Source organism: Leisingera aquaemixtae, assembly GCF_019801145.1.
GTDB classification, from domain to species: domain Bacteria; phylum Pseudomonadota; class Alphaproteobacteria; order Rhodobacterales; family Rhodobacteraceae; genus Leisingera; species Leisingera aquaemixtae_A.
The window spans coordinates 234,068-248,725 of sequence record NZ_JAHVJQ010000002.1 but is presented as its reverse complement, the minus strand read 5'-3'; the positions used below and the strand labels follow the sequence as shown (position 1 = coordinate 248,725).

General features: G+C 56.0%; 14 protein-coding genes and 1 tRNA gene. 11 read left to right on the top strand and 4 right to left on the bottom strand.

Translation table 11 applies throughout. The features are described 5' to 3' along the window. Positions 1-5 precede the first annotated feature (5 nt). A complete protein-coding gene (gene petB, locus KUW17_RS05710; protein ID WP_222476693.1) occupies positions 6-1,340 on the top strand; it encodes a cytochrome b in 1,335 nt (444 codons plus the stop codon). A gap of 19 nt (positions 1,341-1,359) precedes the next feature. Continuing rightward, complete coding sequence (locus KUW17_RS05705; RefSeq protein WP_222476691.1) at positions 1,360-2,148, top strand: cytochrome c1; 789 nt, start codon at positions 1,360-1,362, stop codon at positions 2,146-2,148. Between the two features lie 87 nt (positions 2,149-2,235). Here the strand turns inward: KUW17_RS05705 and KUW17_RS05700 are convergent, their stop codons facing one another. The 3 genes from KUW17_RS05700 to dapF form a co-directional block, all read right to left on the bottom strand. Then, entirely contained in the window at positions 2,236-2,673 is a 438-nt protein-coding gene (locus KUW17_RS05700; protein WP_222476690.1) for a glyoxalase superfamily protein, read from the bottom strand. A 191-nt stretch (positions 2,674-2,864) separates the two neighbouring features. Continuing rightward, entirely contained in the window at positions 2,865-4,127 is a 1,263-nt protein-coding gene (gene mtaB, locus KUW17_RS05695) for a tRNA (N(6)-L-threonylcarbamoyladenosine(37)-C(2))-methylthiotransferase MtaB (protein ID WP_222476689.1), read from the bottom strand. Next, positions 4,124-4,966 (bottom strand): diaminopimelate epimerase, encoded by an 843-nt coding sequence (gene dapF / locus KUW17_RS05690; protein WP_222476684.1) that lies wholly within the window; start codon positions 4,964-4,966, stop codon positions 4,124-4,126. The genes mtaB and dapF overlap by 4 nt, the downstream gene beginning before the upstream one ends. A gap of 187 nt (positions 4,967-5,153) precedes the next feature. Between dapF and KUW17_RS05685 the strand changes: the two genes are divergently transcribed. From KUW17_RS05685 to KUW17_RS05660, 6 genes are all read left to right on the top strand, one after another. After that, a tRNA-Lys gene (locus KUW17_RS05685) sits at positions 5,154-5,229 on the top strand. Between the two features lie 107 nt (positions 5,230-5,336). Continuing rightward, positions 5,337-6,431 carry a tyrosine-type recombinase/integrase gene (locus tag KUW17_RS05680; protein WP_222476674.1) on the top strand — a complete coding sequence of 365 codons (1,095 nt, stop codon included), beginning with the start codon at positions 5,337-5,339 and terminating at the stop codon, positions 6,429-6,431. A gap of 22 nt (positions 6,432-6,453) precedes the next feature. Continuing rightward, the gene (locus tag KUW17_RS05675) at positions 6,454-7,062 is read left to right on the top strand and encodes a hypothetical protein (RefSeq protein WP_222476672.1); all 609 of its coding nucleotides are present in this window, start codon (positions 6,454-6,456) and stop codon (positions 7,060-7,062) included. Positions 7,063-7,217: 155 nt separating this feature from the next. After that, positions 7,218-7,568: a hypothetical protein gene (locus tag KUW17_RS05670; protein WP_261397023.1), complete on the top strand. Its 351-nt coding sequence runs from the start codon at positions 7,218-7,220 to the stop codon at positions 7,566-7,568. Positions 7,569-7,624: 56 nt separating this feature from the next. Then, entirely contained in the window at positions 7,625-8,836 is a 1,212-nt protein-coding gene (locus KUW17_RS05665) for a hypothetical protein (protein WP_222476671.1), read from the top strand. A gap of 93 nt (positions 8,837-8,929) precedes the next feature. After that, on the top strand, positions 8,930-9,802 hold the full coding sequence (locus KUW17_RS05660) for a hypothetical protein (RefSeq protein WP_222476670.1): 873 nt from the start codon (positions 8,930-8,932) through the stop codon (positions 9,800-9,802). A 103-nt stretch (positions 9,803-9,905) separates the two neighbouring features. Here the strand turns inward: KUW17_RS05660 and KUW17_RS05655 are convergent, their stop codons facing one another. After that, positions 9,906-10,112, bottom strand: a complete 207-nt coding sequence (locus KUW17_RS05655; RefSeq protein ID WP_261397022.1) for a helix-turn-helix domain-containing protein — start codon at positions 10,110-10,112, stop codon at positions 9,906-9,908. A gap of 994 nt (positions 10,113-11,106) precedes the next feature. Between KUW17_RS05655 and KUW17_RS05650 the strand changes: the two genes are divergently transcribed. The 3 genes from KUW17_RS05650 to KUW17_RS05640 all read left to right on the top strand — a co-directional run bounded on the left by KUW17_RS05650 (position 11,107) and on the right by KUW17_RS05640 (position 14,651). Next, the gene (locus KUW17_RS05650) at positions 11,107-12,210 is read left to right on the top strand and encodes a hypothetical protein (RefSeq protein WP_222476664.1); all 1,104 of its coding nucleotides are present in this window, start codon (positions 11,107-11,109) and stop codon (positions 12,208-12,210) included. 24 nt (positions 12,211-12,234) lie between these two features. Continuing rightward, positions 12,235-13,167: a site-specific integrase gene (locus tag KUW17_RS05645; RefSeq protein WP_222476662.1), complete on the top strand. Its 933-nt coding sequence runs from the start codon at positions 12,235-12,237 to the stop codon at positions 13,165-13,167. 344 nt (positions 13,168-13,511) lie between these two features. Beyond that, positions 13,512-14,651, top strand: a complete 1,140-nt coding sequence (locus tag KUW17_RS05640) for a DNA cytosine methyltransferase (protein ID WP_222476659.1) — start codon at positions 13,512-13,514, stop codon at positions 14,649-14,651. The last annotated feature ends 7 nt before the right edge of the window (positions 14,652-14,658 follow it).

Sequence of the window (14,658 nt, the reverse complement as noted above, 5' to 3'; positions counted from 1 at the left end):
CGCTCATGTCCGGTATTCCGCACGACCATTACGAGCCGAAGACAGGCGCAGAAAAGTGGCTGCACAGCCGCCTGCCCATCGTCGGCCTGATCTATGACACCATCATGATCCCCACCCCCAAGAACCTGAACTGGTGGTGGATCTGGGGCATCGTCCTGGCCTTCTGCCTGGCGCTGCAAATCGTCACCGGCATCGTTCTGGTGATGCATTACACCCCGCATGTCGACATGGCCTTTGCCAGCGTCGAGCACATTATGCGCAATGTGAACGGCGGCCACATGCTGCGCTACCTTCACATGAACGGCGCCTCGCTGTTCTTTGTTGCTGTCTACATCCACATCTTCCGCGGCCTGTACTACGGCTCCTACAAGGCGCCCCGCGAGATCACCTGGATCGTCGGCATGCTGATCTATCTGATGATGATGGGCACCGCCTTCATGGGCTACGTGCTGCCCTGGGGCCAGATGTCCTTCTGGGGTGCAACCGTTATTACCGGCCTGTTCGGCGCGATCCCGTTCATCGGCGAAGCAATCCAGACCTGGCTCTTGGGCGGGCCGGCGGTGGACAACGCCACTCTGAACCGCTTCTTCTCGCTGCACTACCTGCTGCCCTTCGTGATTGCAGCGCTGGTGATCGTGCACATCTGGGCTTTCCACACCACCGGCAACAACAACCCCACCGGTGTTGATGTCCGTAAGGGGTCCAAGGAAGAAGCCAAGAAAGACACCCTGCCGTTCTGGCCGTACTTCGTGATCAAGGACTTCCTGGGCCTGGCTGTTGTGCTGGTTGTGTTCTGGGCCATCGTCGGCTTCATGCCGAACTACCTGGGCCACCCGGACAACTACATCGAAGCCAACCCGCTGGTGACCCCGGCGCACATCGTTCCGGAATGGTACTTCCTGCCGTTCTACGCGATCCTGCGTGCCTTCACCTCCGAGGTCTGGGTGGTGCAGTTCGCCTCCTTCATCACCGGCGGCATCGTGGACGCGAAGTTCTTCGGCGTGATCGCCATGTTCGGCGCGATCCTGGCCATGGCGCTGGCGCCTTGGCTGGACACCTCCAACGTGCGTTCGGGCCGTTACCGTCCGATGTTCAAATGGTGGTTTGCGCTGCTGGTCGTCGACTTCTTTGCCCTGATGTGGCTGGGTGCGATGCCGGCGGAAGAGCCCTATGCATCGTTCTCGCTGATCGCATCGGCCTACTGGTTCGGCTACTTCTTCGTGATCCTGCCGCTGCTGGGCGTGATTGAGAAGCCGCTGGCTCAGCCCGCAACCATCGAAGAGGATTTCGACGCCCACTACGGCAAGAAGTCTTCTGCAGACGCCACTCCTGCCGAGTAAGAAGAAGGAACACCTGACAATGTTCAAGAAACTGGCAACCGGTGCCGCCTTCGCTCTGGCCATGATCCCTGCTGCGTCTTACGCAGCAGGCGGCGGCGAGCAGCACATCACCGACTACGCCTTCTCGTTCGAAGGGCCGTTCGGCACCTACGACCGCAATCAGCTGCAGCGCGGCCTGCAGATCTACACCGAAGTCTGCGCAGCCTGCCACGGGCTGAAGCTGGTGCCGATCCGCACCCTGTCGGACGAGGGCGGCCCGCAGATGCCGGAAGACCAGGTGCGTGCCTACGCAGCTGACAACTTCAGCGTCTACGATCCGGAACTGGATGAGGACCGCCCGGCCAAGCCGGTCGACAATTTCCCGGAGAACAACAACGCCGGCGCCCCGGACCTCAGCATGATGGCTAAGGCGCGTGCGGGTTTCCACGGCCCCTACGGCCTGGGCATCAACCAGCTGTTCAAGGGCATGGGCGGTGCCGAATACATCGCCTCGCTGCTGGCCGGCTACACCGGAGAGGAAAAGGAAGAGGCTGGCACCATCTTCTATGAGAACACCGCCTTCCCGGGCGGCTGGATCTCGATGGCGCCGCCGCTGTCGGACGAGCAGGTGGAATTCGCAGACGGCCACGCCAACGACGTGGACGCCATGGCGCAGGACGTCGCGGCTTTCCTGATGTGGACCGCCGAGCCCAAGATGATGGCGCGCAAGCAGGCCGGTTTTGTCGGCGTGCTGTTCCTGACCCTGCTGTCGGTGATGCTGTATCTGACCAACAAGCGCCTGTGGGCGCCGCACAAGGGCAAGCACTGATCCCCGGCGGCTGACAGCGCTGAAACATCAAACCCCCGCAAGTGCCACTTGCGGGGGTTTTTCATTGCTGGGGGCGTGCTTGGCGGCCTAGGCCAGCGGGCTGACCGTCAGATGCGGAAGGCCGTTGGAGGTCTTCTGCGGCGAGCGGTCGTCCGCATTGATGACCGCGGATACCCGGTGCCGCCAGGACGAGAAGCTGTCGAACTGGACCACGTCCACCGGCGTGTCGAATTGCAAGGTGATCCTGCGGTGGCCGTTGCTGCCGCAGGCTGTCAGCCCGTGGACATAGCCGGTGAAGGGCTGGCCTAGATAACGCCCTTCGACCCGCATCCCCACCTGCAGCTCCGGCGCGTTGGAAGCACGGGCGCTGAGAGTGTTCCAGTCGCGGAAGCCGTAATACTGGGCAATTCGCTCCAAGGCGGTGCTGTGGCTGATGGGCTGGCACTGGGCTTCGGAATGCTTGCGCAGCAGCCGTGCTTCGGCTTTGAGCTGCGCAACAGAAGGAAGGGCAGAGTTTGTCTGCATGGAAGGTCCTTTCGCAAAAGGGTGCTAATGCCGTTGCAGACAGGGCTCGCGTTGCTGTCCGGGAGTGCACCCAGGCGTCAGGATAAACCTTGTCCGGATTTCACCATGGCCAGAGGCCGCGAGCGGCAGGTATCCGGGACCGTGCTTTGATATTTAGCGGGAAAGCTTAGTGTTGGCAATTCCCGTCCGGTTCAAGCCACCAGCTGGTGGCCCTCAACGCCGGCAATCACTGCGCTGACAATCCGGCCTTCTTCCTGCGGCATTGTAAATGCCACCTCGGTAAACTGCTCGGTGCGGCCCATGTGCGGGTTTTCCATCAGGATGCGGTGGGTCTTGCCGACCTGCTCTGCCAGATGGCGGCTGATCTGCGCGTCGCCGGCGGCGCGCAAGCGGGCGGCGCGCTCCTTGATCACATTGCCGTTCACCTGGTTCGGGATCTTCGCCGCCGGGGTGCCCTCGCGCTTGGAATAAGGGAAGACGTGCAGCCAGGTCAGGCCGCAGTCGGTGACCAGCTTTAGCGAGTTTTCGAAATGAGCGTCAGACTCGGTCGGGAAGCCCGCGATGATGTCGGCGCCAAAGGTCATCTCCGGGCGCAGCCGGCGGGCTTCCTCGCAAAACGCAATGGCGTCGTCGCGCAGGTGGCGCCGGGCCATGCGTTTCAGGATCAGATCGTCGCCGTGCTGCAGCGACAGGTGCAGATGCGGCATCAGCCGCGGTTCGGTGGCAATCGCCTGCATCAGGTTTTCGTCCGCCTCAATCGAATCGATCGAGGAGATGCGCAGCCGCGGCAGGTCCGGCGCCAGTTTCAGGATCCGCATCACTAGGTCGCCCAGGCGGGGCTGTGCGGGCAGATCGGCGCCCCAGGAGGTCAGGTCCACGCCGGTCAGAACCACCTCGTTGTAGCCCCTGTCCACCAGCCGCTTGATCTGGTCGATCACCACACCGGCAGGGACCGAGCGGGAGTTGCCGCGGCCGTAGGGGATGATGCAGAAGGTGCAGCGGTGGTCGCAGCCGTTCTGGACCTGCACATAGGCGCGGCTGCGGGTGCCGAAACCGTCGATCAGGTGGCCTGCAGTCTCCGTCACCGACATGATGTCGTCGACCTGGACTTTCTCCGTCGTCCCGATGAAATCCGGGCCCTTGGCGATCTGCTGCCAGGTCTCGGCCTGCATCTTCTCGGTATTGCCGATGACGCGGGTGACCTCTTCCATAGAGGCAAAGGTTTCCGGCTCGGTCTGGGCCGCGCAGCCGGTCACGATGATCGGCGCCTCCGGATTTTCGCGGCGCAGCTTGCGGATCTCCTGGCGCGCCTTGCGCACGGCCTCAGCGGTCACAGCGCAGGTGTTGACCACCACGGCGTTTTCCAGGCCCGCCTGCTGGCTCAGCTCTTTCATCGCCTCGGTCTCATAGGCGTTTAGACGGCAGCCGAGGGTGGTGAACTTGGGCACGCTCATGCCAGCGACTCCAGGAATTCACGGGTGAAGGTGCCGTCGAACACATGCATGGTCGGGCCGGTCATCCAGACGCCGTCCTCGGCCCAGTCGATCCACAGGGTGCCGCCGTCCAGGTCGATCTGCACCTTGCGGCCCGTCAGCCCGCGCCGTGCGGCTGCAACGGCCGTTGCGCAGGAGGAGGAGCCGGAGGCCAGTGTAACCCCCACACCGCGCTCCCAGACGCGCATGCGGATGCGGTCGGGGCCGGTCACCTGGGCAACCTGCACATTGGTGCGCTGCGGGTAGAGCGTGTGGTGCTCATAGCGCTGGCCGAATTCCTCCAGCGGAATAACCTCTGCGTCTTCGACAAAGAAGGTGCAATGGGGGTTGCCCATGCCGGTGGCTGTGGGGCCTCCCTCGATCGGCAGCTCCAGCGTGTCCGCTTCCTCGGCCAGGGGAATGTCCTGCCAGTCCAGCTGCGGCGCCCCCATGTTGACGGAGGTGAGCCCGCTGCCGGCGTCGCGGGCATAAAGGTCGCCGCGGTCGGTGGTCAGGTGCAGCTCCGGTTTGCCGGTTTCCAGGATCAGGTGACGGGCAATGCAGCGGGTGGCATTGCCGCAGGCCGCGGAGGTGGAGCCGTCGGCATTGTAAAAGGTCAAATGCGCGTCGCCCGGGCCGTTCGAAATCACCGTCAGCTGGTCGAAGCCGACGCCGAACTGGCGGTGCGCGATTCCCTTGGCCATTGCCGGGGTGATGGCAATATCCTGCATGCGCGCGTCGACAACGACGAAGTCGTTGCCCAGCCCGTGCATCTTCATGAAGGGGAGTTTTGTGTCTGCCGAGGTGCTCATGGCGGGCATATAGACCCGGCGCGGAGATGAATCCAGCCTTCGCTGAGAAAAGTTGAAAAAAGGGGTTGACCCCCCGCCGCACTGGCCCTAGATACGCCGCCTATCGGGACAGCGTGACACACACCGCCACGCCGGACCAAAGCGAAATAAGTGCTTGAACCTTCTGGGAAAAACACTTAGACCGCGACGAAGAAGTGGGCCGTTAGCTCAGTTGGTAGAGCAACTGACTTTTAATCAGTGGGTCGCAGGTTCGAATCCTGCACGGCTCACCACTTCCTACCTAAAAATCAAATACCTACAAGCCTAGCAGGATAAGCCTTCTGGGCTGACACGGTTTTTGGTGCAAAAACGGTGCAAATCTCCACAAATCCCCCTATCCTTGACGATAACCAACATTGCCAACGGAGTGGCGAGCTTGGCGTCTGTTCAAAGAGTGCAAAGTGCGAAAGGTTTTCGTTGGCGAGCCCAGGTTCGCCGCAAGGGCTATGAGCAGCAGTCGGCATACTTTGATCGCAAAAGCGATGCTGAAGCTTGGGCTAGGCAGATTGAAGCAGGAATCGACGCTGGAAAGAGACCGATTGGATCTGAAGCGAAAAAGCACACATTGGCGGACGCCATAGATCGCTATGTGCTCGAGGTTCTACCGGACAAGAAGTCGGCCAAGGACCAGAAGCAGCAACTGTCAGTTTGGAACTCACTCATTGGCGACTTGAAGCTTTCTGAGGTCACGACCGACCGGCTCTTGAAGGCAAGGACTTCTATCTCGGAGCATCGTGGCAGACGCGGAGGGAATGTTTCAAACGCGACTGTGAACCGCTACTGGGCGGCCCTCCACCATGTACTCGAGATCACAGTTCGGGAATACGGATGGCTGGAGCAAAACCCGATGAAGCGGGTCAAGAAGCTGAAGGAACCCCAAGGAAGAGTGAGGTTCTTGAACGCAGCCGAGCGAGTAGCCCTTCTCTCCGCTTGCTCCAAAAGCGAAAACCAGTTCCTTGAAACCATCGTTTTGATTGCGATTACCACGGGGTTGCGCAGACGGGAAATTCTGGAGCTAGACTGGGATCGGGTGAACCTGGAAACCGGGCAAGTCATCATAGAAGAGACAAAGAATGGCACACGGCGATCTACGCATCTACTTGTGCCTATCTTGGATAGGCTAAAACAGCTCTACAAACAGAAAGAGGCAAACTCGGGTCTCGTGTTTCCTGGCCGTAGCGGCCTGCGTCCAATTGACATCAAGTCCGCTTGGTACCGCGCGGTTGAAGAAGCTGGTCTAGAGGATTTCCGTTTCCATGACCTCAGGCATACCGCAGCGAGCTACATTGCTATGGATGGGGGTTCAGTGCCTGAAATTGCAGCCGTCCTTGGGCACAAGTCGTTTCAGATGGCATCCAGGTACGCGCACCTGAGTGACGACCACACCAAGACTATTCTCGAGAAGACTATGAAGGGTGTGTTGGGCGATGAATAGCGACATCCAATGGTCACTCGACATGACCGATAGCGACTATGTTGAAGCCACGAAAAAATACTTCCAACGAAACTTCATCGACCTTCACACAGCGTGCTGCCTGGTAGCAAAGGTGAATCCGGCACTTAAGGAGGAGCCCGTTGGTAAGGGGTATATGCAGTGGGATACTCAGCCTGAGCCAGAGGTTTACGACTACACTAGGCGCCCGTTTCTTGTAGCATTGAGGGCGTTGAGGGGAGAAATCCCGGAACATCCGCTCCACCCAGCGCAGCCTTTACCATTAGAGGTGAAGGATGCTCGTGATATTATGATGAGTACGCGGACCTTCGTGACGTGGGCATTGAAGAAGTGGCCCGATACCACAGGATACTTGCAGAAAGCCGAAGACTATTACGCGAAGAAAAAAGCTAAGTCTTCGACGGGGTTCCTTAGTACCAAGAAGTCACCAGCAGAAATGAAGTGGGCCGCGATCAAAGCAGAGTTTGAGAAACTGTTGGCAGATTGCGGCGCAGCGGCTGCAAAGATGAGCACCCGTGAGTTGGCAGACGACTTAGCGAAACGATTAGTCGGTAAGCAACACGCTGCTAAAGCTGAAACGCTTCGAAAGCGAATCGCTAAATGGCGTGGTTAGCTTGGGTCTTTGGGGCATCAAACGTCGCTAATAAATACCCAGCCAGACGTTCTTAAAATATTGTAAAATAATGTTTTTTCTCTTGGTGGGTTTGTTTACAGCACCAAAATACCCACAAAAAATTGGGGCATCGAGTTTTCAAGGAGGATAGTTCGATGCTCAAGAAAGACAAACCGCAGACCAGCGCACTGAAATCACCCTCTCACTATAATCACGGAACAGCACTGAACGAAAACGCACCTGTGTCGGAGCGCAAACTCGTGACTGTCAAGCAGATGCTGACGTTGAAAAAATATGGGTGGGCAACTGAGAGTTTTCTGCGCCACGCGATCTTTCAAGCGGAGGACCGTCTCGGTACGGGTGGCGCAGTTGTCCCTGGCAACGGGCTTGCACCCGCCATATTGCGCATTGGGCGAAAAATTCTGATCGACTTAGATGAGTTTGATAATTGGGTTGAGCAGCAGCGCATGCAGCCCGTCAAATGCCGCACGGCAGCGGACCAGTAATCGTCAACGAGTGGATCGTGCAATTGTTTGCACACTCTCAGTTCTGGGAGCCAAGAATGCCGGTCAGATCATCAAAACTTTTCCACCAGGAGCGGCGTCTTTGGAGCAAAGTCCAAATGGCGCATGGCAAGGGCAAGGGCTTTCGCGCTGCCAGCAGGGAGTACTTGAACAGCTTTGCTTGTCGCTACGCTGCGGTGAAAGAGGCGGTTAAAGATTTGGGGAAGCAATTCAGCGAAGAGGACGTGCAATCAATTGCACGGAAGCTTCATCTTTGGACACCTTGCGCGGAAGAGGTTCGTCTGCATCCTAAGTTGAAACCTGATTGTGCTGACCACACGTGGGGAAGCTACCGGTACATTCTGAGTTTCGGGCTGGAAAACCGGGCCCGCCAGATCCTAGTGCGCAACCTGTTGTTGGCTGGTTGGGATCTTCAGGCGGAACAGTACCAGTTCAATGGCGGGCGGGAAGCCGCAATCAAGCATTTGCTACGGGCTTACCGCAAGGGTTACCGGCACGTCTTTGAGATAGACGTATATCACTGCTTCAAGAGTTTCGACAGGGAAGGGGTGGCAAAGTACCTCTCCCTGCCCGAAAGAGTTGTCACCAATGTACTTTCTGGTGATGAGCTCAATATCGTTCTCTCTCCCCAGTATGAGAAGGAGGTAGAGAAGATTTGCTTGGACCTCGACGGTCTTCCTGAAACGCCCCTTGAAAAATTCGGGCTGATGGATGCCGATTGGGGATCGGCCCGGTCGGGTTTGACTGAAGGCTCGAAGGTCTCGCCTTTTGCAGCAGAGTTGTTGCTTGCATGGGTTCTTAAGAACGTCCCGGATGGAGCGTGGCGTATCGTGAACTATGCGGACAACTATCTTTGTCTTTGCAAAAGTGAAAACGCGGCCTTTGAACTACGCGACATACTTCAGAAGTTGCTCCATCAACACCCTGCCGGGCCGCTCAAAGCAAAACAGTTCCCCAAGATTTATGCTCCCAATGAAGCATTTCCGTTCTTGGGCTACCATCTGGTGCCAAAGAACCCGCTTGGACTACACGTTTGGTGGTCTGAAGAGGCAGAGAAGAAGGCCAAAAGACTTCGTCGAACCACTTACAAGGTTCTGAGCTCTCCGAGCCTGTCGAAGAGCCAAAGGAAGGTCCGCTTTAGATGGTTCGAAAAGAAGCATTGGGCCATCGTGAATGGATACCCGTCATGGAAAGAAGGTAAGCAATTCCATTGGGATAAGTTTGCTAAGATTAAAAAAACTGTGCTCTGATACGCTGTTGCCGCCAAGGAAGTCACCCAGCATTGACTTCCCCCATTACTTGAATGCTCATGTGAGAAACTGATGGAAAGGTGGGGTGCGCGAATGACTTACGAGAGAAATTGGCTCAATCGCAAAGGTGCACCTTACTTGCTCTCCCTGCTGCTAGAGAAACTGGAAACGATGGATGAGCCCTTCGTTACCTACGGTGAAGCCGCCGAGATGCTGGAACGCGAGTTAGGGACCACTAAGATCTTTAGCCTCCACATCGGCGGTGTTGCTGGCAAGATGATGAACGAGATTATGTCCGTTGCGAAGAATGCCCCTCCTATCAACGCAATAGTTACCAACACCTTGGGAATTCCGGGCAAGGGCTTTGCAGGATACTATGACAATCTTTGGCGAGAGAAGCGTGGTCAACGGTGGGAGCAATTAGACAAGGGTCAGAAGCTTGATGTCGTGAGGAACGTTCGAGAGGCGGTCAAACAGTATGAAGGCTGGAATCGAATTTTTCAGGAGGCCTTTGGCGACCGCCCTAGCAAGCTTGAGCGAAAGAGGTTCACGGAGCAGGACGGCAAGCAAGCCGAAACGGAATTTCCGCGCGGCAGGGGCGAGAGTAAGCAGCACCAACGGCTGAAGGAGTGGGCTCGAGACAATCCACGCGAGATCGGCCTCCCGAAGGGCTACGAAGGAGTTGCGGAAAGCGATCTGCTGTCCGGCGATCGGGTTGATGTTCTCTTCACGCGAGGAGAGGAGTTCGCTGTTGTAGAGGTCAAGTCCTGCTTGTCGAGCAACGATGATCTCCGCCGCGGGATATACCAGTGCATAAAGTATCGAGAGGTGGTCCGGGCAACACGCCTGCCAGTGGAAGTAGCCGTACGCGCGATCCTCTTGACTGAGCGAGAACTGCCCTCAGAACTCGCAGCCAGGGCAAAACTTCTGGGTGTAAGATCCAAGGTTTATAAGATAAATGGGTAGGCGCTAACTACAGGCATCGAGTTGAAGCCGGTTGCAACACTTACATGGATTGCACGAATTTGGTAATCTTGAATGGTCAGCTTGGCACGGAAGATAAGGGAGCCTAGAGAGATTGTTTTTTACTTTGCGTAAGCAAAGGGTCAAGAAGATCTCTGGCAGGAACTCCGAGGGCAACCGCAACCTTGTAGATGTTATCCAGTGATATGTTCTGCTCGGACCTCTCTACAGCACTGAGATAAGTCCGGTTCAATTTTGCTTCCCCGGCTAGAAACTCCTGGCTCCAGCCCCGCTCCGCCCGCAGCATTCTCATGTTGCGAGCAAGCACGTCTCGTAGGGGGCTTTTCACAGTCGTCTTCACACAGGAATCTGTGCGACTTCACCTGTTTTAAATCGACCGGTTATAACATACATTCGTGTTAAGAACCTATTTTCTGCATCGCCACCCTAGGTGCAGAGGAGACCAGGTAGCAGAGGCATAGATTTCAAGGCCATGTGGTCGAGGAACGCTTCAACCTCAGAAAACCAAAATGCTGACAGCATGAAACCAAATGGAGAAGCAGATGGAACCTTCGAAGGACAGTCGCCTAGATGCAGACGATTGGAAGAAGTCCATCCGTTGGGGGCTAATCGGAGGAGTGGTCGTAAGTGTTCTGTATTTTGCGGGAAAGTATGAGGATCAACCTAGCGGCCCCTATGACCCGTACAAACCCGGAGAGCATCCAGGGATGACTGTACTCAGCGACTCAGAGGGTAAGGTCATCAGACGAGCGTTGACAAGTAGCGGGCGGCCTTGCCCTCCCCCTGTGTACGCTGTCCACAACCTCCGTACTGACAGGTATGAAGTCTCCTGCAACAGCCGTGACTTCTATGAACTGAGTAAAGCTTCGAATGGACAGTTTGTTGTGTTTGTTGGCGACGCCGATGGGCCTGCTGGGGTGACATCCGCAAAATAAATTGTGTGGGGTGACTGAGAGATAAATGTATCTTCCACTGCTTGTCGGCTGATTGTCGGAACTGTTGAATTTCCGACGAAACTCGCAACGTGGTGCCAGTCCAAGGGATGCTAAGGCCGAAGCTTTGTCGGAATACGGCAGCTAGCGGCATCCGAGTTGTCGGAAATGTCGGAAGGAACGATCCCCTTTGGAGGCTTGCAGATTGCCGTGCAACTGATTGCACGAAAATGGAGGAGAAGATGTGATTTCTATCAAGTAATTGAAAATAATAACTTTAATTGACCAGAGGATCGTAAAGATTAGACTGGATTGGGGATCTATAGCCCTCCGGAACTTCAGGAGGGGCAACTTTTGATTGCACACGATCACTACGAGACAGCAGTTCGGGACAAGATGTATGGGCTGGTGTCCCGCTTCAAACCGCGATGCCTGGTTCATAGTCCAGTTTTAGACCGGTACCTGGCGGCCAGCCTGCTACAGAAATCAATTCGAAGGGATGAACCTGAGCTTGCTTGGCAAGCGGCGAGCTACCTTCTCGAGAATCACCCTGCGTATTTCTGGAAACGCTTGCCGGTTATCGGGATGGAAGACATTGGCGTAGCTGATTTGGACGTCACAATGATGGCGATCCTAGCGGGAACAGAACCGGAATTGCGTGAACAACTGGGGGGATGTCTAAAAGTCGCAACAGCGCTCATTGAGATCATGTGCTCCTCAACGAAGGACAGAACGCCTGATGACCTTTACGACGTCATCTCCCGTTCAATCAGCCTGCGAGAGGCTCGCACCATGTATGCAGACGAAAATTTCCCAGGATCGCTGCCCTTTGGTCTTCAAACAGAAGGCGGGGTGCTTGAAAGAGCAAATCGCTTAGCTCTGCTTGCCGGCTGCGCGGGAGATGTACCGGCAGTTGGTATCAGGCGGCGAAGGTGGCTAGAGGCAATACAGGTAATCGGTGTTGAAGCCGCATCCAATGCTGTTCAAGAAACCGCGATTTTGGGCCTTCTGCGCACTGGCTCAATTCTTTCCCCGATGTTGTTCGTCGCGGGTTCGGAAGGCGATCAAGTATCAACAGAAATTGATGACCCTTTATTGCCCGCTCCCGACGATACAGCAGTACCGGTTTGGGTTCTGGGACAGCACACACGGATCGGCCTAGCTGGTTTCAGGAAATTTGCTAGCAGGTCGTCTCGTATGAAAGCGTTTCTGGCAGATGCGATGGATGGCTCGGTTTCTAGATCGAAGGTGGTTGGAGCGCTGGTGTTCCGGCTGGACTGCGGTCAATTGCGCCGCCGCCTCGATTGGTCGTTAGCCTCCGAACTGAAATGCCAAGCTACGGGCCTTGGATGGGGTATTCCCGACTGTACTGTGCCCGAGGCCATGTCAATTCTGCGGGACGAGTTTGATCTCCTGAACGAATGTCGGGCCGACGCTCTGCACGTCTACCTCCGATAACCTTCCATTATCGGAGGCAAAATCATGAGAGACCTGAAGAAACCCTCAGATGATAACACACCCGGCAGAATTGGGGCGAACGACCTCCTGGAAGCGGCCTATGCAGCAAACACACGCCGCGCATATAGGTCCGATGTAACCAGCTTTTTGAAGTGGGGTGGCTCCATCCCATCTTCCCCCGAGCAGATCGCTGCGTTCGTTGCCTTCCGTGCAAACAATTGCACGGTCGCCACCATCAAGCGGCAGCTGGCTTCTCTGTCGTCTCTACATTCAACCCTTGGACACACGCCAAATCCCGTCAAAAGCCGCCTCGTGGTCTCTACAGTCCGAGGTCTGGCCCGGCTTCATGGAAAACCCCAACGCGCTGTAGAGCCACTTCTCATCGAGCACCTGCGGGAAATTCTGGATAGCTTGCCGGGAAGCACCATCGGGAAGCGCGACGCTGCCCTTCTAACGATTGGGTTTGCGGGCGGACTGCGCCGGTCTGAGCTGGTGGGAACCAACGTCGAAGACATCGAATTTGTACCCGCGGGTGTTCGCATGACAATAAAGCGTAGTAAAACTGACCAGGCTGGATGTGGTCGCTTGGTCGCTATCCAGTTTGGCCGAACCCGCTACTGCCCAATCAGGTTCTTGGAAGCTTGGCTTGCAGAAATGGGTGCGCAAAAGGGTGCAGCTTTCAAATCGTGTCTTAAGGGCGGACGGATAAGTAGGCGCAGGCTTTCAAACGAAGCCGTCGCGAAAATTGTCAAACGCCATGTCGCGCGAATTGGTTTGAAGCCGGATGAGTACTCAGGACATTCCTTGCGAGCCGGCTTTGTGACGAGTGCTATCATGGCAGGCGCTCCGGAGCATGCTGTTCGACGGCAGACAGGACACGCATCCAGCGCGACTATGGAACGGTACATTAGGTTGGCCAATCTGTTCGAAGATAACCCAACAGGCTTACTGTTCTGACACAGAGATGAAATCAAAAGCGGGAAGCAGAAACGCACAACGAACGTACGAAGTTCACATGCTATGGAGAAGAAAGTGATAGAAATCTGGCCCAGGCTTCGTCTCCAGGCTACTAGATATGCGTGCGAATGCTGAGTTGGTGGCTACCATGGTTCAAAGTCTCCCATTGTGGGCCTTGCAGTGCAGATCACCTGCCGATAAGAACGTATTAAGAACACCTGCTCTATCCTATTCCCAATGTTGATTTGCGCCTGCACAACTGGTTGTATGAAGCAAAAAAGGGTGGACAAGATGCAGGCACATTATCAGAAATCCCTGCAAATCGACTAGGTAGGTAGTGCATCATGAGCAGGCCAAGTGTAATCGATCTTTTCTGTGGTGCTGGCGGCTTGTCTGAAGGTTTGAGACAAGCTGGCTTCAAGGTCTTAGCTGGAAATGACATCGACACGCATGCAGGGAATACGTTCGCCGCAACTCACCCAGATGCAAAGTTCTTGCCTGGCTCGATCTATGACCTTTCCGCTCAAGATTTTCTGAGAGAGACGGGGCTAAAAAAGTATGAGCTAGATGTGCTTGCTGGTGGGCCGCCTTGCCAAGGTTATTCGGTATACAACCATCAACGAGGCATGCACGATGAACGAAGTCACTTGTTCAAGGAATACCTGCGTATCGTTGAAGGGCTGATGCCAAAATGGCTTGTGATGGAAAACGTTACGGGCATCATGTCTGCCGGGGAAGGAGAAGCTTTCCAGGCTGTTCTGGCTGGAATTCGTAACTTGGGCTACACCGTCGAAGCTGAAATTTTGCGCGCTGAGGAGTATGGCGTCCCACAAGAGCGTCGGCGCGTGGTGTTTCTTGGCAATAGAGTAGGGGCTCCAATCGTGTGGCCTGAGAAAACCCACGGACCGGATCGAAAGCCGTTCACTACAATTCGCGATGCTCTGTCCGACTTGCCAAGTTTGATGAACGGCGAAGACAAAGGAATACCCGACTATCGCACGCCAGCCACGTCTGAATATCAGCTTGAACTGAGGAATGGGTCGAGCTCGGTGCACAATCATTCGGCATCTAAACTAGGTGCGATCAATCTCGAGCGCATGAAGCACATTCCTCAAGGTGGGAGCTGGCGAGATGTGCCTCATGAGCTTTTGCCTGCGGGCATGCAGCGAGCTAAACGAAGCGATCACACGAAAAGATATGGGCGCATGCGTTGGGAGGGTCTATCTTGCACCGTTCTCACCAAGTGCGACATTCACTGGGGGGCATACATCCACCCCGAGCAGGACCGCAGCATTACAGTTCGTGAGGCTGCGCGTTTGCAGTCATTCCCAGATTGGTTTCATTTTACCGGTCCGAGGACAGAGCAGTTCGTCCAAGTAGGAAATGCCGTCCCGCCTTTGCTGGGAAAGTGCATCGGAAAAGCCATTCTGGAAGCCGAAGCAGGCTCAAACGACGCTCAAACACAAAAAGCCGCAATGGCCTGAGCAACGT

Bases quoted from the DNA above. Each gene is read 5' to 3' on its own strand.
- KUW17_RS05670 (WP_261397023.1), top strand. From the start codon at position 7,218: ATGCTCAAGAAAGACAAACCGCAGACCAGCGCACTGAAATCACCCTCT.
- KUW17_RS05705 (WP_222476691.1), top strand. From the start codon at position 1,360: ATGTTCAAGAAACTGGCAACCGGTGCCGCCTTCGCTCTGGCCATGATC.
- KUW17_RS05675 (WP_222476672.1), top strand. From the start codon at position 6,454: ATGACCGATAGCGACTATGTTGAAGCCACGAAAAAATACTTCCAACGA.
- KUW17_RS05665 (WP_222476671.1), top strand. From the start codon at position 7,625: ATGCCGGTCAGATCATCAAAACTTTTCCACCAGGAGCGGCGTCTTTGG.
- mtaB (WP_222476689.1), bottom strand. From the start codon at position 4,127: ATGAGCGTGCCCAAGTTCACCACCCTCGGCTGCCGTCTAAACGCCTAT.
- petB (WP_222476693.1), top strand. From the start codon at position 6: ATGTCCGGTATTCCGCACGACCATTACGAGCCGAAGACAGGCGCAGAA.
- KUW17_RS05640 (WP_222476659.1), top strand. From the start codon at position 13,512: ATGAGCAGGCCAAGTGTAATCGATCTTTTCTGTGGTGCTGGCGGCTTG.
- KUW17_RS05655 (WP_261397022.1), bottom strand. From the start codon at position 10,112: ATGAGAATGCTGCGGGCGGAGCGGGGCTGGAGCCAGGAGTTTCTAGCC.
- dapF (WP_222476684.1), bottom strand. From the start codon at position 4,966: ATGCCCGCCATGAGCACCTCGGCAGACACAAAACTCCCCTTCATGAAG.
- KUW17_RS05645 (WP_222476662.1), top strand. From the start codon at position 12,235: ATGAGAGACCTGAAGAAACCCTCAGATGATAACACACCCGGCAGAATT.
- KUW17_RS05700 (WP_222476690.1), bottom strand. From the start codon at position 2,673: ATGCAGACAAACTCTGCCCTTCCTTCTGTTGCGCAGCTCAAAGCCGAA.
- KUW17_RS05660 (WP_222476670.1), top strand. From the start codon at position 8,930: ATGACTTACGAGAGAAATTGGCTCAATCGCAAAGGTGCACCTTACTTG.